14 protein-coding genes and 1 pseudogene are annotated in these 15,800 nt (G+C 68.2%); 9 read left to right on the forward strand and 6 right to left on the reverse strand.

Annotation, left to right across the window (positions count from 1 at the left end):
- Window positions 1–109: pseudogene (locus C7I55_RS28635) on the forward strand (IS630 family transposase); the annotation flags it as partial.
- A gap of 12 nt (window positions 110–121) precedes the next feature.
- Here the strand turns inward: C7I55_RS28635 and C7I55_RS27465 are convergent.
- From C7I55_RS27465 to ppa, 3 genes are all read right to left on the reverse strand, one after another.
- Window positions 122–1,711 carry an amidase gene (locus tag C7I55_RS27465; protein WP_106516250.1) on the reverse strand — a complete coding sequence of 530 codons (1,590 nt, stop codon included), beginning with the start codon at window positions 1,709–1,711 and terminating at the stop codon, window positions 122–124.
- Between the two features lie 18 nt (window positions 1,712–1,729).
- The gene (locus C7I55_RS27470) at window positions 1,730–3,739 is read right to left on the reverse strand and encodes a M61 family metallopeptidase (protein ID WP_106516251.1); all 2,010 of its coding nucleotides are present in this window, start codon (window positions 3,737–3,739) and stop codon (window positions 1,730–1,732) included.
- A gap of 652 nt (window positions 3,740–4,391) precedes the next feature.
- Window positions 4,392–4,943, reverse strand: a complete 552-nt coding sequence (ppa, locus tag C7I55_RS27475) for an inorganic diphosphatase (RefSeq protein WP_106516252.1) — start codon at window positions 4,941–4,943, stop codon at window positions 4,392–4,394.
- A 76-nt stretch (window positions 4,944–5,019) separates the two neighbouring features.
- On the opposite strand from ppa, the gene hisS reads away from it, so the two are divergent.
- From hisS to C7I55_RS27510, 7 genes are all read left to right on the forward strand, one after another.
- Window positions 5,020–6,264, forward strand: a complete 1,245-nt coding sequence (gene hisS, locus C7I55_RS27480; protein ID WP_106516253.1) for a histidine--tRNA ligase — start codon at window positions 5,020–5,022, stop codon at window positions 6,262–6,264.
- Window positions 6,261–7,334, forward strand: a complete 1,074-nt coding sequence (gene prfA, locus C7I55_RS27485) for a peptide chain release factor 1 (protein WP_106516254.1) — start codon at window positions 6,261–6,263, stop codon at window positions 7,332–7,334. Before hisS ends, prfA begins: the two co-directional genes overlap by 4 nt.
- Window positions 7,324–8,220, forward strand: coding sequence for a peptide chain release factor N(5)-glutamine methyltransferase (prmC, locus tag C7I55_RS27490; protein WP_106516255.1), 897 nt, complete (start codon window positions 7,324–7,326; stop codon window positions 8,218–8,220). Before prfA ends, prmC begins: the two co-directional genes overlap by 11 nt.
- Before the next feature lie 259 nt (window positions 8,221–8,479).
- A complete protein-coding gene (locus tag C7I55_RS27495; RefSeq protein ID WP_106516256.1) occupies window positions 8,480–9,505 on the forward strand; it encodes a DUF4167 domain-containing protein in 1,026 nt (341 codons plus the stop codon).
- A gap of 128 nt (window positions 9,506–9,633) precedes the next feature.
- Window positions 9,634–11,037 (forward strand): DUF4139 domain-containing protein, encoded by a 1,404-nt coding sequence (locus C7I55_RS27500; protein ID WP_408640646.1) that lies wholly within the window; start codon window positions 9,634–9,636, stop codon window positions 11,035–11,037.
- A 7-nt stretch (window positions 11,038–11,044) separates the two neighbouring features.
- The gene (locus C7I55_RS27505) at window positions 11,045–12,601 is read left to right on the forward strand and encodes a DUF4139 domain-containing protein (RefSeq protein ID WP_106516258.1); all 1,557 of its coding nucleotides are present in this window, start codon (window positions 11,045–11,047) and stop codon (window positions 12,599–12,601) included.
- 53 nt (window positions 12,602–12,654) lie between these two features.
- Window positions 12,655–14,145 carry a DUF4139 domain-containing protein gene (locus C7I55_RS27510; protein ID WP_146151172.1) on the forward strand — a complete coding sequence of 497 codons (1,491 nt, stop codon included), beginning with the start codon at window positions 12,655–12,657 and terminating at the stop codon, window positions 14,143–14,145.
- 18 nt (window positions 14,146–14,163) lie between these two features.
- Here the strand turns inward: C7I55_RS27510 and C7I55_RS27515 are convergent, their stop codons facing one another.
- Window positions 14,164–14,544 carry an acyl-CoA thioesterase gene (locus C7I55_RS27515; protein ID WP_106516260.1) on the reverse strand — a complete coding sequence of 127 codons (381 nt, stop codon included), beginning with the start codon at window positions 14,542–14,544 and terminating at the stop codon, window positions 14,164–14,166.
- Window positions 14,541–14,855 carry a hypothetical protein gene (locus C7I55_RS27520; protein WP_106516263.1) on the reverse strand — a complete coding sequence of 105 codons (315 nt, stop codon included), beginning with the start codon at window positions 14,853–14,855 and terminating at the stop codon, window positions 14,541–14,543. Before C7I55_RS27520 ends, C7I55_RS27515 begins: the two co-directional genes overlap by 4 nt.
- A gap of 181 nt (window positions 14,856–15,036) precedes the next feature.
- Here C7I55_RS27520 and C7I55_RS27525 point away from each other — a divergent pair, with 181 nt between their 5' ends.
- Window positions 15,037–15,465, forward strand: a complete 429-nt coding sequence (locus C7I55_RS27525; protein ID WP_106516261.1) for a CBS domain-containing protein — start codon at window positions 15,037–15,039, stop codon at window positions 15,463–15,465.
- Here the strand turns inward: C7I55_RS27525 and C7I55_RS29165 are convergent.
- A partial coding sequence (locus C7I55_RS29165; protein WP_233222459.1) for a hypothetical protein occupies window positions 15,447–15,800 on the reverse strand: 354 nt, incomplete at its 5' end. The two genes, C7I55_RS27525 and C7I55_RS29165, sit on opposite strands and share 19 nt — an antisense overlap.

A 15,800-nucleotide genomic window follows, 5' to 3' on the forward strand; every position in this document is an offset into this window, starting at 1 on the left:
GGAGCGCACCGTCGAAGCCTGCTGGAAGCGCATCGGAACCCTCCTCGACTGCTTCGACCCCGTCGAATGCGCAAACTACCTCGCAAACAGCGGATATGCTTCAGTCTAAGATGATCATGCTCTAGCGCGCCGCCGGCCGCAGATGCGGCGCAATCTCCGGACTCTCTTCGATCGACGGCAGCAGCGTCGGCGTCATGATCTTGTGCGAGGCTTGTTCGAAATCATAGCCGAGCGACAGGATCGCGGCGTCGCTCCACTTCGGCCCGATGAAGCTGAGACCCACCGGCAGGCCCTTTACGCTGCCCATCGGCACGGTGAGGTGCGGATAGCCGGCCACCGCTGCCAGCCCGCCGGCGCCGCCGCCGGAAATCTGGTCGCCATGGACCGCATCGATCGGCCACGACGCCGCCATGGTCGGGCCGACCAAAGCGACGACGTCATGCTCCTTCAGCATCCTGTCGATTCCCTCCGGCCCCGCCAGCCGCAACGAGGTCGCCCGCGCCTTTTTGTAATCGGGATCGTCAAGGCCCTTGGTCGCCTCGGCCTCGACGAACGTCTCCTGCCCGAACAGGGCCAGTTCGGTCGCGGCATTGGCCTGGTTGAATGCGATCACGTCGGCCAGGGTCCGGGTGCGGACGCTCGGCGGGGTGGTGGCGAGATAGCCGTTGAGATCGGCCTTGAGCTCGGTCAGCAGCACGATGAATTCGTTTTTGCCAATCTCGTCGCGCCCCTCGAACTTGGCGATGTCGACCAGCACGGCGCCCTCCCGGCGGAGGGTGGCGAGCGCTTCCTTGAACGCGGCGTCGGTGCCGAAGCCGGCGGCGAAGCGCATCACCCCGATCCTCTTGCCGCGCAGCGAGTCCGCCGACAGGCCGGCGGCATAGTCGCCGCGGCGTCGGTCGGCCTCCGCGGTCGCCGGATCGGCCGGGTCGCTGCCGGCGATCACCGAGAGCACCAGGGCGGCGTCGCGCACGCTCCGGGTCATCGGCCCGGCCGTGTCCTGGCTGTGGCTGATCGGCACGACATGGGTGCGGCTGACCAGCCCGACCGTCGGCTTGAACCCGACGATGCCGTTGATCGCCGCCGGGCAGGTGATCGATCCGTCGGTCTCGGTGCCGATCGCTGCCGGCACCATCCCCGCCGCGACCGCCGCGCCGCTGCCGCTGCTCGATCCGCACGGATTGCGGTTGAGCGCGAACGGATTGCGGGTCTGGCCGCCCACCGCGCTCCAGCCGGAGATCGAGCTGTTGGAGCGGATGTTCGCCCATTCCGACAAGTTGGTCTTGCCGACGATCACCGCCCCCGCCCGGCGCAGCCGCGCCACCAGCGGCGCGTCCCGGTTGGTGACATTGTCCTTCAGCGCCAGGCTGCCGGCCGTGGTCGGCAGCGGTCCGATCGCCTCGATATTGTCCTTGATCAGCACCGGCATCCCAAACAGGGGCTGAGCCCCTGCCGCGTCAGGGGTCTCGCGCCTGCTCTTGCGGGCGCGGTCGAGGGCGCGGGCCTGCGCGATTGCGGTCGGATCGACGGCGATCACCGCATTGACCTTCGGGTTCAGCCTCTTGATCCGCTGCAGCGCCGCCTTGGTGTTGGCCTCCGCCCGCACCGCGGAGCTGAAGGCGGGCTCAGCAGCCGCGGCCGCACCGGCCCAACTGGCAGCGACGGGTGCGGCCGCGGCAAGGGCGGTCGAAAGCAGCAAGGCAAGGCGCATCGGCGTCTCTCCGGTCTATCAGGAACGGGGGGCGAGCAGGGCGTCGAGCGTGCCCTTGCCCCCGGCGGTGGGCGTCAGGCGAGGGTAGCGAAGCCCCTCATGCCAGTCGAGATCGACGGTGCGGAACGCGTCGCCGGACTTCACCAGCAATTGCACCGGCGTGCTGGTGCCCTTGGCCGCCGTGATCGCGCTCTTCAGCGCGTCGGCCGAGAAGCTGCGCCCGTTCACCGCCATCACCTGCGCGCCGACGCTGAGGCCCGCATCGAACGCCTTGCTGTCCCAGATCACGCTGGTCACCTTGCCGTCGCCGCTGGCGACCGTGAACCCGCCCGAATAGGTGAGGTCGACCGCCTTGCGCTTGGTCTCGCTGGTCTTGAACCAGTCGGTCGGCGTGTCGGCATAGGTGAGCCGGTAGCCGCCCTGCTCGATGCCCTCGAGCGGCGCTTTCTCCGCGATGCCGTCGACGCGCTTGTCGAAATAGGCCGCCCAGTCCCAGGGCACGAGACCGTTGAGGATCGCGATCACGTCCTCGCGGGTATAGGTGAGCTCGCCATAATCGCGGTCGCGCACGCCGAAGAACGCCTTGGCGAAATCGTCGATCGAGCGCTTGTTCCTGGATTGCTGGCGCAGGATCCGGTCGACATCGAGCCAGATCAGCAGCCCCTCATTGTAATAATCCTCCGAGCGCTGCCAGCTCCGCCACGGCTGCGGCGCGCGCTGGGCGATAATCGGATCGTTGGTGGTGTCGACCAGCGGCCGCCAGCTCCGCCCTGGAGTCATGTCGTAGGTCGCGGCGATCGAAGCCAATGCATCGAGCGTCTCCTGCTTCGACAGCATCCCCGAGCGCGCATCGAGCACATAGCCCCAGAATTGGGTCTGGCCCTCATAGACCCACAGCAGGCTGTTCTGCATCGGCGTGCGGTAATCCGGAGTCCACAGATCGGCGCCGCGGCGGTACTTTCCATTCCAGCTGTGGGTGAATTCGTGCGGCAGCAAATTGCGGTCGCCGCCGGCGCTCTTCCAGTCGGTGAAATAGCCCGGGTCGACCCCGTTCTCGGAGCTGCGATGATGCTCGAGGCCGATGCCGCCGAGATTGTCGGAGATCGACAGCAGGAAATCATAATGGTCGTAATGCCGGGCGCCGAACGCCTTCACCGCCTGGTCGACCAGCTTGCGGTGCAGCCCGATCACCTCCTCGCTCGCCTCGAGCTCGCCGGGCGTGTCGGCGGCGACGTTGAGGGTGACGTCGGGGGCCAGTTCCCACTTGCGGAAGTGGCGCCCGGCCAGAGCCGGCGAATCAACGAACACGTCGTAGGGCACCGTCTGGTAGGTGATCGTCGAGCCCCCGGTCGGCGACCCCGCGGTCGGCGATTCCCCGATCGCCGATCCGCTCGTCGCCGATCCGGTAGTGGCGGGGCGGAGCGAGGTCGCCACCGTCCAGCCCGCGGGCACGGTCAGCGTCGCCTGGATCGGGATGTTGCGGACATAATAGCCGGCCGGATAGAGCGAGGTTGCGATCCACTGGATGCTCGCCATGTCCGGGGTCAGCACCGTCCGCCCCTGGCCGTCGCCGGTGGGCGAGACGAACTGGAATTCGACATCGAGGCTGGTCGCGCCCGCGGGCACGTCGACATGGAAGGCAGTGACGTCGAGCGTGTCGCGCACCCATTCCAGCCGCTTGCCGCCGGCGTGCACGGTCAGCCCCGCCACCTTGTTGATCGCCCCGCTCGGCGAATGCGCGCCCGGCAGCCATTTGGGGTAGAGCAAGACCATGCGCCCGGCCTCGGCCACCGGGATCGTTTCCTTCACCCGGATGATCCGCCGGTCGAGATCGGTGACGTCGACGTGGAGTTGAATCGTGCCCGGGAACGCGATGTCCCGCGCGGCCGGGATCGTGTCGACCTTCGGCAACGGCGCCGCGCGGGTGAAATTGGCGGGCACGGCCTGTGCCGCGGCAACGCCGGTGAGCGCGCCGGAGCCCAGCGGCGCGGCGGAGAGAAGACACAGGGCAAGAACGGATTTGCGCATCGACACCAACCTCGGTTGCATTCGCGCACCGATTGGCCGGTTCAAGCCCGCCTGTCCAGACCCCGGCGAAAACAAGGGCTTAGCGCGATTGGCTTCGGAGAAGCTGCGCGTCTGCCGCGCCTTCAATCCTCCCCCAGCTTGTCTGGGGGAGGGGGATGATCAGGTGCGATCTGCCCCCGGCAAATCGCAGCCATGCCGGGGGCATGGCGTGCCTGATCATATGAAATGCGGTGGAGGGGCAACCGGTGTTGGTCGAGGGGCAGAGGCTTGATCGGGTGCGCCCCGCCGTCGGCAGATCCGAACTTGGGGGCGAGGCTTGAAGCGCCGTCAGCCCCTCCACCGCCCTCTAAGGCGGTCCCCCTCCCCGAGACAAGCTCGGGGAGGACCAGAGGCAGGGCGATCCACCCTTTTATCCGCCCTGTCCGCGCAGCGGATGGGGAGGGGGACCGCACGCGAAGCGGGTGGTGGAGGGGCTTACAGCGAGTCAGCAGATTCCGGTTACACGGTCGGAACGGCGTTGCCCAAAGGCGAACTTGGGGGCGCGGCTCGAGTGCCGTCAGCCCCTCCACCGCCCTCTAAGGCGGTCCCCCTCCCCGAGACGAGCTCGGGGAGGATTGGAAATCAGCGCGGCCCCAAGGCCGCGCCTCCAACTTCAGGCGACGCCGCCTTCGGCCTTGACGCGCTTGGCGCGCTCGATCGATTCCTTGACGATGCGGAACGCTTCGTCGCGGTCGCCCCAGGTGCCGACGCGGACCCACTTCTGCTCTTCGAGGTCTTTGTAGTGGGTGAAGAAATGCTCGACCTGCTGGCGCACGATCGTCGGCAGATCGCCCGCACCCTCGACCTTTTCGTAATAAGGGAAGGTGGCGTCGACCGGCACGGTGAGGAGCTTCTCGTCGCCGCCGGCTTCGTCTTCCAGGAACAGGATGGCGATCGGGCGGACGCGGACGACCGAGCCCGGGATGAACGGCGAGCGCGCGACGACGAGGGCGTCGAGCGGGTCGCCGTCTTCCGACAAGGTGTGCGGCACGAAGCCGTAATTGGCGGGATAGCGCATCGGCGTGTGGAGGATCCGGTCCACCCACATCGCGCCCGACACCTTGTCGAACTCGTATTTGACGGGCTCGCCACCGACCGGAACTTCGATGATGACGTTGAGCGAATGGGGCGGATCGTCGCCCACCGGGATGAGATCGATGTTCATAGGCCCCGCCCTTTAGCCACTTTGCTGCACTGCGTCACGCACTTCCCACCGCCGACAAAAATGCTAAGGCGCGGCGATGAGTAAAGGGCCGCAAAGGATCCGTGGAACCCAGGACATCTGGGGCGAGGAAGCCGATCGCTTTCAGGCGGTTGTCGCCGCATTCGAGCGAATCCGGCGCCTCTACGGCTTCAGCCGAGTCGAAACGCCGGTGTTCGAAGCGACCGCCGTGTTCAGCCGCTCGATCGGCGAGACCACCGATGTCGTCTCCAAGGAAATGTACACGTTCGAGGATCGCGGCGGCGATTCGCTGACCCTGCGCCCCGAATTCACAGCCGGCCTGTGCCGCGCCTTCATCTCCGAAGGCTGGCAGCAATTGGCGCCGCTGAAGGTCGCCACCCACGGCGCGGTGTTCCGCTACGAGCGCCCGCAAAAGGGGCGGTATCGCCAGTTCCACCAATTGGATGCCGAGATCCTCGGCAGCGATTCGCCGCTCGCCGACGTCGAACTGCTCGTCCTCGCCGACCAATTGCTCAAGGATCTGGGCATAGCCGAGGGCGTCACCCTGCAGCTCAACACGCTCGGCGACGCCGAAACCCGCGATGCCTGGCGCGCGGCTCTGGTCGCCCATTTCGAATCCCACCGCGCCGATCTGTCCGAAGACAGCCTCGCGCGGCTCGACAAGAATCCGCTGCGAATCCTCGACAGCAAGGATCCCAGGGACCGCCCCGCCGCCGACAGCGCGCCGGACATCGATGCCTTCCTCTCCCACGATGCCCGCACCTTCTTCGACAAGGTCACCGCCGGGCTCGACGCCGCCGGGATCGCCTGGGAGCGCAACGCGCGGCTCGTCCGCGGCCTCGATTATTACCGTCACACCGCCTTCGAATTCGTCACCGACCGTCTCGGCGCGCAAGGCACCGTGCTTGCCGGCGGCCGCTATGACGGCCTCGTCGAGGCGCTCGGCGGGCCGCACACGCCCGCGGTCGGCTGGGCGGCCGGGATCGAGCGGCTGGCGATGCTCGCCGCCGCGCCCGCACCCGCCGGCATCGACGCCGCCATCGTGCCGATGGGCGAGGCTGCCGAGAGTGCCGCGATCGGCCTCGTCGCCGACCTCCGCCGCGCCGGGATCGCCTGCGACATGGGCTACAAGGGCAATATGAAGAAGCGCATGCAGCGCGCCAATGCCAGCGGTGCCCGCTTCGCGATCATCCTCGGCGACGACGAGCTCGCCCGCGGCGAGGCGGCGGTCAAGAATCTCGTCTCCGGCGAACAGGCCAACGTGCCTCTGGCCGGCCTGGCCGAGGCGGTTCGCGCCCGATGACCGCTATTTCCGACGCACGGATCGCCGCGATCGAGGCGCGGCGGGACGAGCTGCAGAGCGCGATGTCGTCGCCGTCGCTGGCGCCCGAGGACATCGTCCGCTTCTCCAAGGATTATGCCGAGATCGAGCCGGTCGCCGCGGCGGCGCGCGAGGTCCGGCGGATCCGCGGCGAGATCGAGGCGCTGAAGGAAATGGCCGCCGACCCCGAGATGCGCGAGATGGCCGAGGAGGAGCTCGCCGCGCTCGAGCGCAGCCTGCCCGAGGCGGAGCGCGCGCTCGCGGTCAAGCTTCTCCCGCGCGATGCCGCCGACGAGCGCCCGGCGATGCTCGAGATCCGCGCCGGCACGGGCGGCGACGAGGCCGCCTTGTTCGCCGGTGATCTGTTCCGCATGTACCAGCGCTATGCCGAAAGCCGGAACTGGCGGGTCGAGACGATCTCGGCCAGCGCCTCCGATGTCGGCGGCTTCAAGGAAGTCGTCGCCTCGGTGACCGGCCAGGGCGTGTTCGCCAAATTGAAGTTCGAGAGCGGGGTCCACCGAGTCCAGCGCGTGCCGGCGACCGAGAGCGGCGGCCGCATCCACACCTCGGCCGCCACCGTCGCGGTGCTGCCCGAGGCCGAGGAGGTCGACGTCCAGATCGACGACAAGGATCTGCGCATCGACGTCTACCGCTCGTCCGGCCCTGGCGGCCAGTCCGTCAACACCACCGACAGCGCGGTCCGCATCACCCATTTGCCGAGCGGCCTCGTCGTCATCCAGCAGGACGAGAAGTCCCAGCACAAGAACAAGGCCAAGGCGCTGAAGGTGCTCCGCACCCGCCTCTACGAGCTCGAACGCGAGCGGCTCGCGTCCGAGCGCGCCGGTGCGCGCAAGTCGATGGTCGGCTCGGGCGACCGCTCCGAGCGCATCCGCACCTACAATTTCCCGCAGGGGCGCGTGACCGACCACCGCATCAATTTGACCCTCCACCGCCTGCCCGAAATCCTCGAAGGGCCGGGCCTGGACGAACTCGTTTCCGCGCTCGTCGCCGAGGACCAGGCCCAGCGCCTCGCCAGCCTCGATGAGGCCTGAGCCCGCACCCCTGGAACCCGCGGGTCCCGAGGCCGCCGGCCCGGAGTCCACCTGGCCTGACGCGGCGACCAGCATCCGTGCCGCGCTCGCCGCCGCCGCCAGGCGCCTCGCGCCGCACAGCGACACGCCGCGGCTCGATGCCGAGCTGCTGATGGCGCACGCGCTCGGCGTCGACCGCGGCCAACTGCTGCTCGCCGATCTCGGCGCGCCGGCGCCCGATGGCTTCGACGCCCTGGTCGCGCGCCGCGAGGCGGACGAGCCGGTCGCCTATATCGTCGGCCGCCGCGCCTTCTGGACGATCGAGCTCGAGGTCGGTCCCGGCGTGCTCGTGCCGCGCCCCGACAGCGAGACGCTGATCGATGCCGCGGTCGATCATTTCGGCGCGCGCTCGCCGCGCACCATTCTCGATCTCGGCACCGGCCCCGGCACCCTGTTGCTCGCCGCGCTCGATCACTGGTGGCAGGCGCACGGGCTCGGCATCGACGCCTCGGAAGACGCGCTCGCCTATGCGCGCCGCAACGCCGCGCGGCTCGGTCTTGCGCCTCGTGCCGAATTCCGGCTCGGCAACTGGGCGGACGGTGTCTCCGGCCCGTTCGATCTCATCCTCTGCAACCCGCCTTATGTCGAGACCGGCGCCGATCTGCCCGCCGACGTGCGCGGCTGGGAGCCGCCTTCGGCCTTGTTCGCCGGTGCCGACGGGCTCGACGACTATCGCCGGCTGGCGCCGCAGATCCTCGGTCTGCTCGCCCCCGACGGTGTCGCCTGCATCGAGCTCGGTGCCGGCCAGGCCGATCGCGTGGCCGCTCTGTTCGGGGCGACGGGCGCCAGTACCGACACCCGCGCCGATCTTGGTGGGCACCGCCGCTGCCTGCTCGTCCGCGCTTGATCGAGATAATCATCTTTCCACTTGGATTTCGCTTCCGCCATGTTTACATAGGCTTCGAGGGACGGGGCCTTTCACAGCACTGAGAGCGTGAGGCTGACCGTCGCCGACCCCCGATTGCTTGGACGTCTCCGGACGGTCGTAGCGTGAGGTGGCGGGAGCCGCGCAGTGCGGCCGCCTGCCTGGCAGGGTCGTGCAAGATTGCGGCCGGGAGGGTCCTGGCCGCAGTGGCTGTTAGGACCACGCAGACGAGGACCAACTTTTGATCAACAATCGTCAAAACGGCCGCCGTCGCGGTCGCGGCGGCAGCGGACCGCGCCCGAACCAGCCCCAGCAGGGCAATCGGCAGGACAACCGCTCCCGCGGCAATGCGGCGCAGCTCCTCGAGAAGTACAAGTCGCTCGCCCGCGACGCGCAGCTCCAGGGCGACCGCGTCCAATCCGAATATTATCTTCAGTTCGCGGACCATTATTTCCGGGTGTTGAACGAAAACCGCGCCCGTTTCGAAGAGCAGCGCCCGCGCCGCGACGATTTCTATGCGGACGACGAGGACGATCAGGACGACGTCAATGCCTCGGCCGAGGATGGTGACGGCGACGACGCTGGCGACGATCGCGACGACCGTCAGGATCGGGGCGACCGCTACGAGCGTCAGGACCGCGCGCCCCGCGGCGACCGCCAGGAACGCGCCGCCCGCGAGGACCGCGGCGACCGCCAGGAGCGTGCCGCCCGCGACGATCGCGGCGAGCGTAGCGACCGCCAGGACCGTGCCCCGCGCGAAGACCGCGCCGAGCGCCAGGAGCGCCCGCGCCGCGCCGAACGTGCCGAGCGTCCGGACCGTGCCGAGCGCCAGGAGCGTGTCGAACGGCCCGAGCGTGCAGAGCGCGCGGAACGGCCCGAGCGTGCAGAGCGCGCGGAACGGCCGGAGCGTGCAGAACGTCCGGAACGTGTCGAGCGCACCGAACGTGCGGACCGTCCCGAGCGTGTTGAACGCGCGGAGCGTCCGGTTCGCGCCGAACGCGCCGCCAAGGCCGAGCCGTCGGCGAATGCCGACGCGCCCGCCGAGGCTGCCGAGCCGACCTTCGAGCGCCGCCCGCGCCGTCGCACCCGCAGCGCGGAGGCCGCAGCGCCGGCCGACAATGACGGCCAGATCTCGCTGGACGTGCTGCCGCCGGCGATTTCGCCCGCCATTGCGGTGGTCGACGGCGATGCCCCCGCCAAGCCCCGGGCCCGCCGCACCCGCCGGCCGCGTACCGAAGGCGATGCCGACATCGCTCCCGCGGCCTGAGCTTCGGACAGTGCCGACGAAAACAGGCGGCGGTCTTCGGATCGCCGCCTTTTTCGTGGCTGCAGCGCGGCGGTTGACAGCCAAGGTGATAATGTAACACACTCCTCCAAAAGAGGGGGATGTCGCTGATGCGCCAGCTGCTTTACCTGTCCGCCTGCCTGGCGGCGCCCGCCGGCCTCGCCGCGGCCCAGCCGACACCGGCGACCGGGCCCACCGCGCAGGGCAATGTCTCGGTGACCGTCTACAACCAGAATCTGGCGCTGGTGCAGGATACGCGGCAGATCGACATCCCGAGCGGCCGGTCGCGGCAGGAATTCCCCAACGTCTCCGGCCAGATCAGCCCCGAGACGGTGACCCTGTCTGGCCGCGACCTCGCCATCGTCGAGCAGAATTTCGACTTCGACCTGCTCTCCCCGTCCAAGCTGATGGAGAAGGCCGTCGGCGAGGAGATCACGCTGGTGCGCACCAATCCCGCGACCGGCGCCGAGGAGCGTGAACGGGCCCGGGTGCTTGCGGTGAATGGCGGCGTCGTCCTCCAGATCGGTCCGCGCATCGAGGTGCTGCGCGACGACGGGCTGCCGGTCCGGGTGATCTTCGACAAGGTCCCCGAAAATCTGCGGGCCCGCCCCACTTTGTCGGTCACGCTCGACAGCCGGAGCGGCGGCACTCGTCCGGTGACGTTGAGCTATCTCACGCCCGGAATGGGCTGGAAGGCCGATTACGTCACCCTGTTCGACGAAGCGGCGGGCAAGATCGACGTCCAGGGCTGGGTGACTCTGACCAACACCACCGGCACCACCTTCACCAATGCCGACACTCTGCTCGTCGCCGGAACCGTCGGCGGCGGCGGCAACGACTATAACGGCGATTACCGGCCTTCGCGCCCGCGCTCCAATGTCCGTCCGGGCACCCAGTCGCCGGACCGCGAAAGCCTCGGCGACTTCTATCTCTATCCGCTGAAGGAGCGGACGACGATCGCCAACCAGCAGACCAAGCAGGTCAGCTTTCTCGACGTCACCGGCGCCGCCGCCCAGCGCGCCTATGTCTTCCGGAACGATTGGCTCGGCACCGCCGACACCGCCAGCAGCGCCGACACCGTTCTGCAATTTTCGAGCGCCCGCGATGCCGGGCTCGGCGACGCGCTGCCCGCCGGCACCGTCCGGGTCTATCAGAAGGACAGCCGCGGCAATGCCCAGTTCGTCGGCGAGAGCCAGATCGGCCACACCCCGATGGGCTCCGACATCGGCCTCACCACCGGCCAGGCGTTCGACGTCAAGGTCAAACCGGTGGTCGAGAAGCGCGAGCGGATGGCGAACAACCGCTGGCGGACGTCGATGCGCTACACGCTCACCAATTCCAAGCCGAATGCGGTGACGGTGGATCTCATCCAGTCGGGATTGTGGGGCGACGTCCGCATCGTCGATGAAAGCCAGAAGAGCGCGCGCCGCTCGGCCGACGAGACCGCGTGGCGGGTGTCGGTGCCCGCCAATGGCGAGGCGGTCGTCACCGCCGCCTTCGACACGCGCTACTGAGCCGCGGATGACGAGGCGGCTGCCTCTCGCCGGCGCATTGCTCCTGGCAGGGATCGGGGCCGCGGCGCCGGCCCAACAGGTCGCGCGCTCGCCCGGACCCAATGCGGTCGACGTTACCGTCTACCGCGCGCCGAACCGCAGCGGCAGCGATCCGATCGACCTCAAATGGCTGAACGGCTATGCGCTGATCAGCGAGACCCGCCGGGTGAAGATTCCCGCCGGCGAGACCGACATCCGCTTCGAAGGCGTGGCAGGCGGCATCCTCCCCGAAAGCGCGATCGTCACCGGCCTGCCGACCGGCGTTGTCGAGAAGAATCAGGACGCCCTTTTGCTCTCGCCGGGCAGTCTGCTCGATGCGTCGCTCGGCCGCCGTGTGCATCTGCGCCGCACGTCCCGTGACACCGGCAAGGTCCGCGCGATGGACGCGATCGTCCGCTCGGCCGAGAATGGCGCGGTCGTGCTGCAGACCGAGGCCGGGATCGAGACGCTGCGCTGTTCCGGCTTGCCCGAGACCCTGGTCTACGATCAGGTCCCGGAAGGCCTGTCCGCCAAGCCGACCCTGTCGGTGAAGGTGCGCGCGCCGCGCTCGACCAGCGCCACGGTAACGCTCTCCTATCTCGCCAGCGATTTCGACTGGCAGGCGAGCTATGTCGCGCAGATCTCGCCCGACGGCACAAAGGTGGATCTGTTCGCCTGGCTCACTCTTGCCAATGGCGACGAGACCGGCTTTCGCAATGCCGACACCCAGGCGGTGGCCGGGCGGCTGAACCGCACCTCCGTCCGCGCGCCGAAGCCGCGCGCCCAGCCATTGACGCTCGAATGCTGGCCGCAGGGCAATACGACCAGCGACCTTCGCGAGGAGGAGTTCGAGCGCGAAGAGCTCGAGGTGATGGCGATGGACATGGGCATGTTCCCGCAAGCGATGGCGCCGCCACCTCCGCCTCCGCCACCGCCACCGCCGCCGCCCGCGCCTGTCATGGCGCAGCAGGAGGAACTCGGCGATCTCAAGCTCTACCGCATCCCGCTCCCGGTCACCGTCGCCGCCAAGAGCCAGAAGCAGGTCGCCTTGCTCCACCGCAAGGCGGTGAAGGTGACGCCCGTCTATCGCCAGCGTTTCTATGCGCTCGAAGGCGCGGGCCGGAACCCGGCCCGGATGCTGGTCACCCGCAACGACGCCGCGGCCGGCCTCGGATTGCCGCTGCCGGCGGGACGGATCGCCTATTACACGATGGCCGGCGACAAGCCGGTGCTGATCGGGCGCGGCGCGCTTGCCGATCACGCAGTCGGCGAAGAGATCGAGCTCGGCATCTCGACGGCATCGGCGATCACTGTCGAGGTGACGCCACTCTCGCCCGCCACCGCGCCGCTGCGGGAGTGGGAGATCAGTGTCTCGAACGCGTTTGCGACTCCGGTCCGCTACGAAGCCGAGTTCGCTCAGTTCGCCGATGGCATGGACTGGGAAACGCCGCTGGCCAGCCGCAATGGCTGGCGGATCTGGTCGGTCACGATTCCGGCGAACGGCCGGGTGACGATGCGGGTGAAAAGCGCGAAGCCGGGAGCGTGAGCGCCGCCGCCGGGTCAGGTCGCCCGCGGTTTGGGCTCCTGGCTTTCCTGCTGTTGGTCGACGTGACCGAGGCCTCGGCCGCCGTAGTCACTTCGCCGGCGCCGCGCTCCGTCGGCGTAACAGTCTACCGCGATCCGGAACGAGAACTGGGCGGCAGCCTCAAGCTCGGCGCCCTAGGCGGCTACGCGCTGGTCACCGAAGCGCGCGTCGTCGACATTCCCCCGGGGGAGTCCGAAATCCGGTTCGAAGGCGTGGCCGGCGGCATCTTCCCGGAGACGGCGATCATCACCGGGCTCCCCGACGGCATCCTCGAGAAGAATCGCGACGCCTGGCTGCTGTCGCCGGGCAGCCTGCTCGATGCGTCGCTTGGCAAGCGAGTCCATCTTCGCCGCACCTCCCGGGAGACGGGGCGGGTGCGCGAACTGGATGCAGTGATCCGCTCCAGCGCCGACGGTGCCGTGGTGATCGAGACCAAGAGCGGCATCGAATCGCTGCGCTGCACCGGTCTGCCGGAAACGATGATTTACCGTTCGGTGCCGCCAGGCCTGTCGGCGAAACCTACCCTCTCGGTTCGGACACGGAGCCGGCGGGCTGCGCGGGCGACGGTGACACTCTCCTATCTCGCCGCCGAGTTCGACTGGCAGGCCGATTATGTCGCCGAGATCGACCCCGACGAAAAGCGGATGAACCTGTTCGCCTGGCTGACGCTCGCCAATGGCGGGGAGACCGGGTTCGTGCAGGCGGACGCGCAGGCGGTGGCGGGCCGCGTGAATCGCGACTCACGCGCGCCGCAGGCGGCGGAGGCGCCGCCACTTCGCCTGCAATGCTGGCCCGCCGGAACCACCACCAGCGGTCTTCGCGAGGTGCAGCCCGTGCGGACCCGGCTGCCGCCCCTTCGGAGCGGCGAGGAAATCGTCGTCACAGGGTCACGGGTGCAGCGGAGCGCCGCGTATATGGTGAACAGCGTGGTGGCCGTCCTCGAGGATCTCGGCGATCTCAAACTTTACCGGATCCCCGAGCCGGTCACGGTCGCGGCGAGGAGCCAGAAGCAGATCGCGCTGCTGCGACACGGGGATATTCCGATCGAGATCGTCTATCGAGCCCGGTTTCAGGATGCGCCCGGCACCAGCGTCGGTGCTCGACGCGTCATTCGAACTCGCAACCGCCCACGGGAAAATCTCGGCATACCCCTGCCCGGCGGCGCGGTTCGCGTCTTCGAACGCCTTGGCGATCGCCCGCTGCTGATCGGAGAGGGGAGGCTCGGCGACCGCGCCGTCGGCGAAGACGTCGAGTTCGAGACCGGCCAATCGACCGACTTGCGGACCGAGATCGTCGAGGTCTCGCGCACCGCCTCGCTCAGAACCTTCCGGCTGATCGTCGCCAATTCGAAGTCGAACGCCGTCCGATTCGAAGCGGATCTCCAAGCGGCCGAAGCCGATGTCGCCGCATCGGAGTTGGTCGAGCGGGACGGACGACGGATCTGGGCGGTGACGGTGCCTGCCCACGGCCGAACCGAGATGCTCTTCCGCTATCCCGTCCGATGAGGCCGAACGGGCTCGGGATCAGCTCTTCTTGACCGGGCGCGGACGGTGATGCTCGTCGAGCGCGACGAAGGTGAACAGGCCTTCCGTCACCTTGACTTGCTCCTTGCCGCGGTCGCGGCTGGCGACGACTTCGATGCGGATGCCGATCGAGGTCCGCCCGACCCGTTCGATGTCGGCATAGACCGAGATCAGATCGTGGAGGAGGATCGGGGCCACGAACTCCATCGCCTCGATCGCCACCGTCGCCACCGCGCCGTCCGCTTCGCGCGAGGCGACGATGCCGGCGGCGATATCCATCTGCGACAGCACCCAACCGCCGAAGATGTGGCCGTTGGCATTGATGTCGGCGGGACGCGGGACGACGCGCAGGATCGGTTCACGGTTGGAGATGTTCATCATTGGTCCTCGCGGCCGGAGGCGGCATCGTCGTGGCCGCTGCGGTTGGAAAGAAAGACGAGCCCCATCAGCCCGGTGCCGACCAACACCGACAGGCCCACGCCTGCGATCGTCGCGATGATCATGTGGACGGTCAGCGGGCTGCCGTCGTTGCGCAGCCACGCGAGCGCGAGCAGCACTGCCACGGCCGAGGCGAGCAGCATCCATTTCATCATCCGCTTGTAGCGCGCCCAAGCATCCGCGGCGCGCTGGAGCTGCTCGACATCGGCCTGGCGCGTCGGCGGTCGCGGGGGAATGGGATCGTGCTGGGGCATGGTCCGCATGTGGCGGGGAGAGGGTGCATCATCAAGGCGCTTTTGGCTCCGCGGCTGATAAGCCTCTGATCCAGCGGCCACTATCCCGGGCATCCCCCGCGATGGGGCGAGTCCCGAGCTTCCATTCCGCGGAACCTCGTGGGAGTATCGCACGCTGAGTCGGTGAAGCAGGAGCGCAATCATGACCATCGCCGCGATTCTCGAGAAGAAGGGCCATGAGGTCGTCACCATCGAATCGGGTGCGCGCGTCCGCGACGCGATCGCCTTGCTCGCGGAGCGTCGAATCGGCGCGCTGGCCGTGGTCGACGGGGGCAGCGTCAGCGGCATCATGTCGGAGCGCGACGTCGTCTATTGTCTGAAGGAGCATGGCGATTCGATCCTCGACCGCCCCGTAAGCGAGGTGATGACGGCCCCGGCGATCACCATAGAACCCAGCGTCACCGTTTTGTCCGCGCTGTCGGATATGAGTCGTCGGCGGATCCGGCATCTGCCCGTGGTCGAGAATGGCAGGCTCACCGGAATGGTCTCGATCGGGGATCTCGTCGCCTATCGGATTCGCAAGATCGAGGACGAAGCCGAGGCGATGCGCGCCTACATCCAGGCGAGCTGATCCGGACCGCCGAGGGCGAGAGGCGCCGAAAACCGTCGGGATCTCAGAAGGTTGCACGCAGGTGAGTAGTTTTTTGCAACATAGTGCTTGACGGTCGGCGCGTTCTCGACCAAATGGCGGTCACCGGCAGGGACGGGGCGGCTTGTTCCACTAACCTGCTGGCGGATCTCGGAATTTTCTGGAATCTGGCTCTTGACGGAGGCTTTCCGGTCTTCCATATGGGGTTTGTCGACGGGGCGGCGCGGATGCGTTTTCGCCTGGTTGGCCACTCTTTGAAAATCGAGTATTGAGAGGCTGGACGGCCTGGGGAAACCTTGGAAGTCCGGCAGGCTTCG

The sequence above is a fragment of the Allosphingosinicella deserti genome, assembly GCF_003012735.1.
GTDB lineage: Bacteria > Pseudomonadota > Alphaproteobacteria > Sphingomonadales > Sphingomonadaceae > Allosphingosinicella > Allosphingosinicella deserti.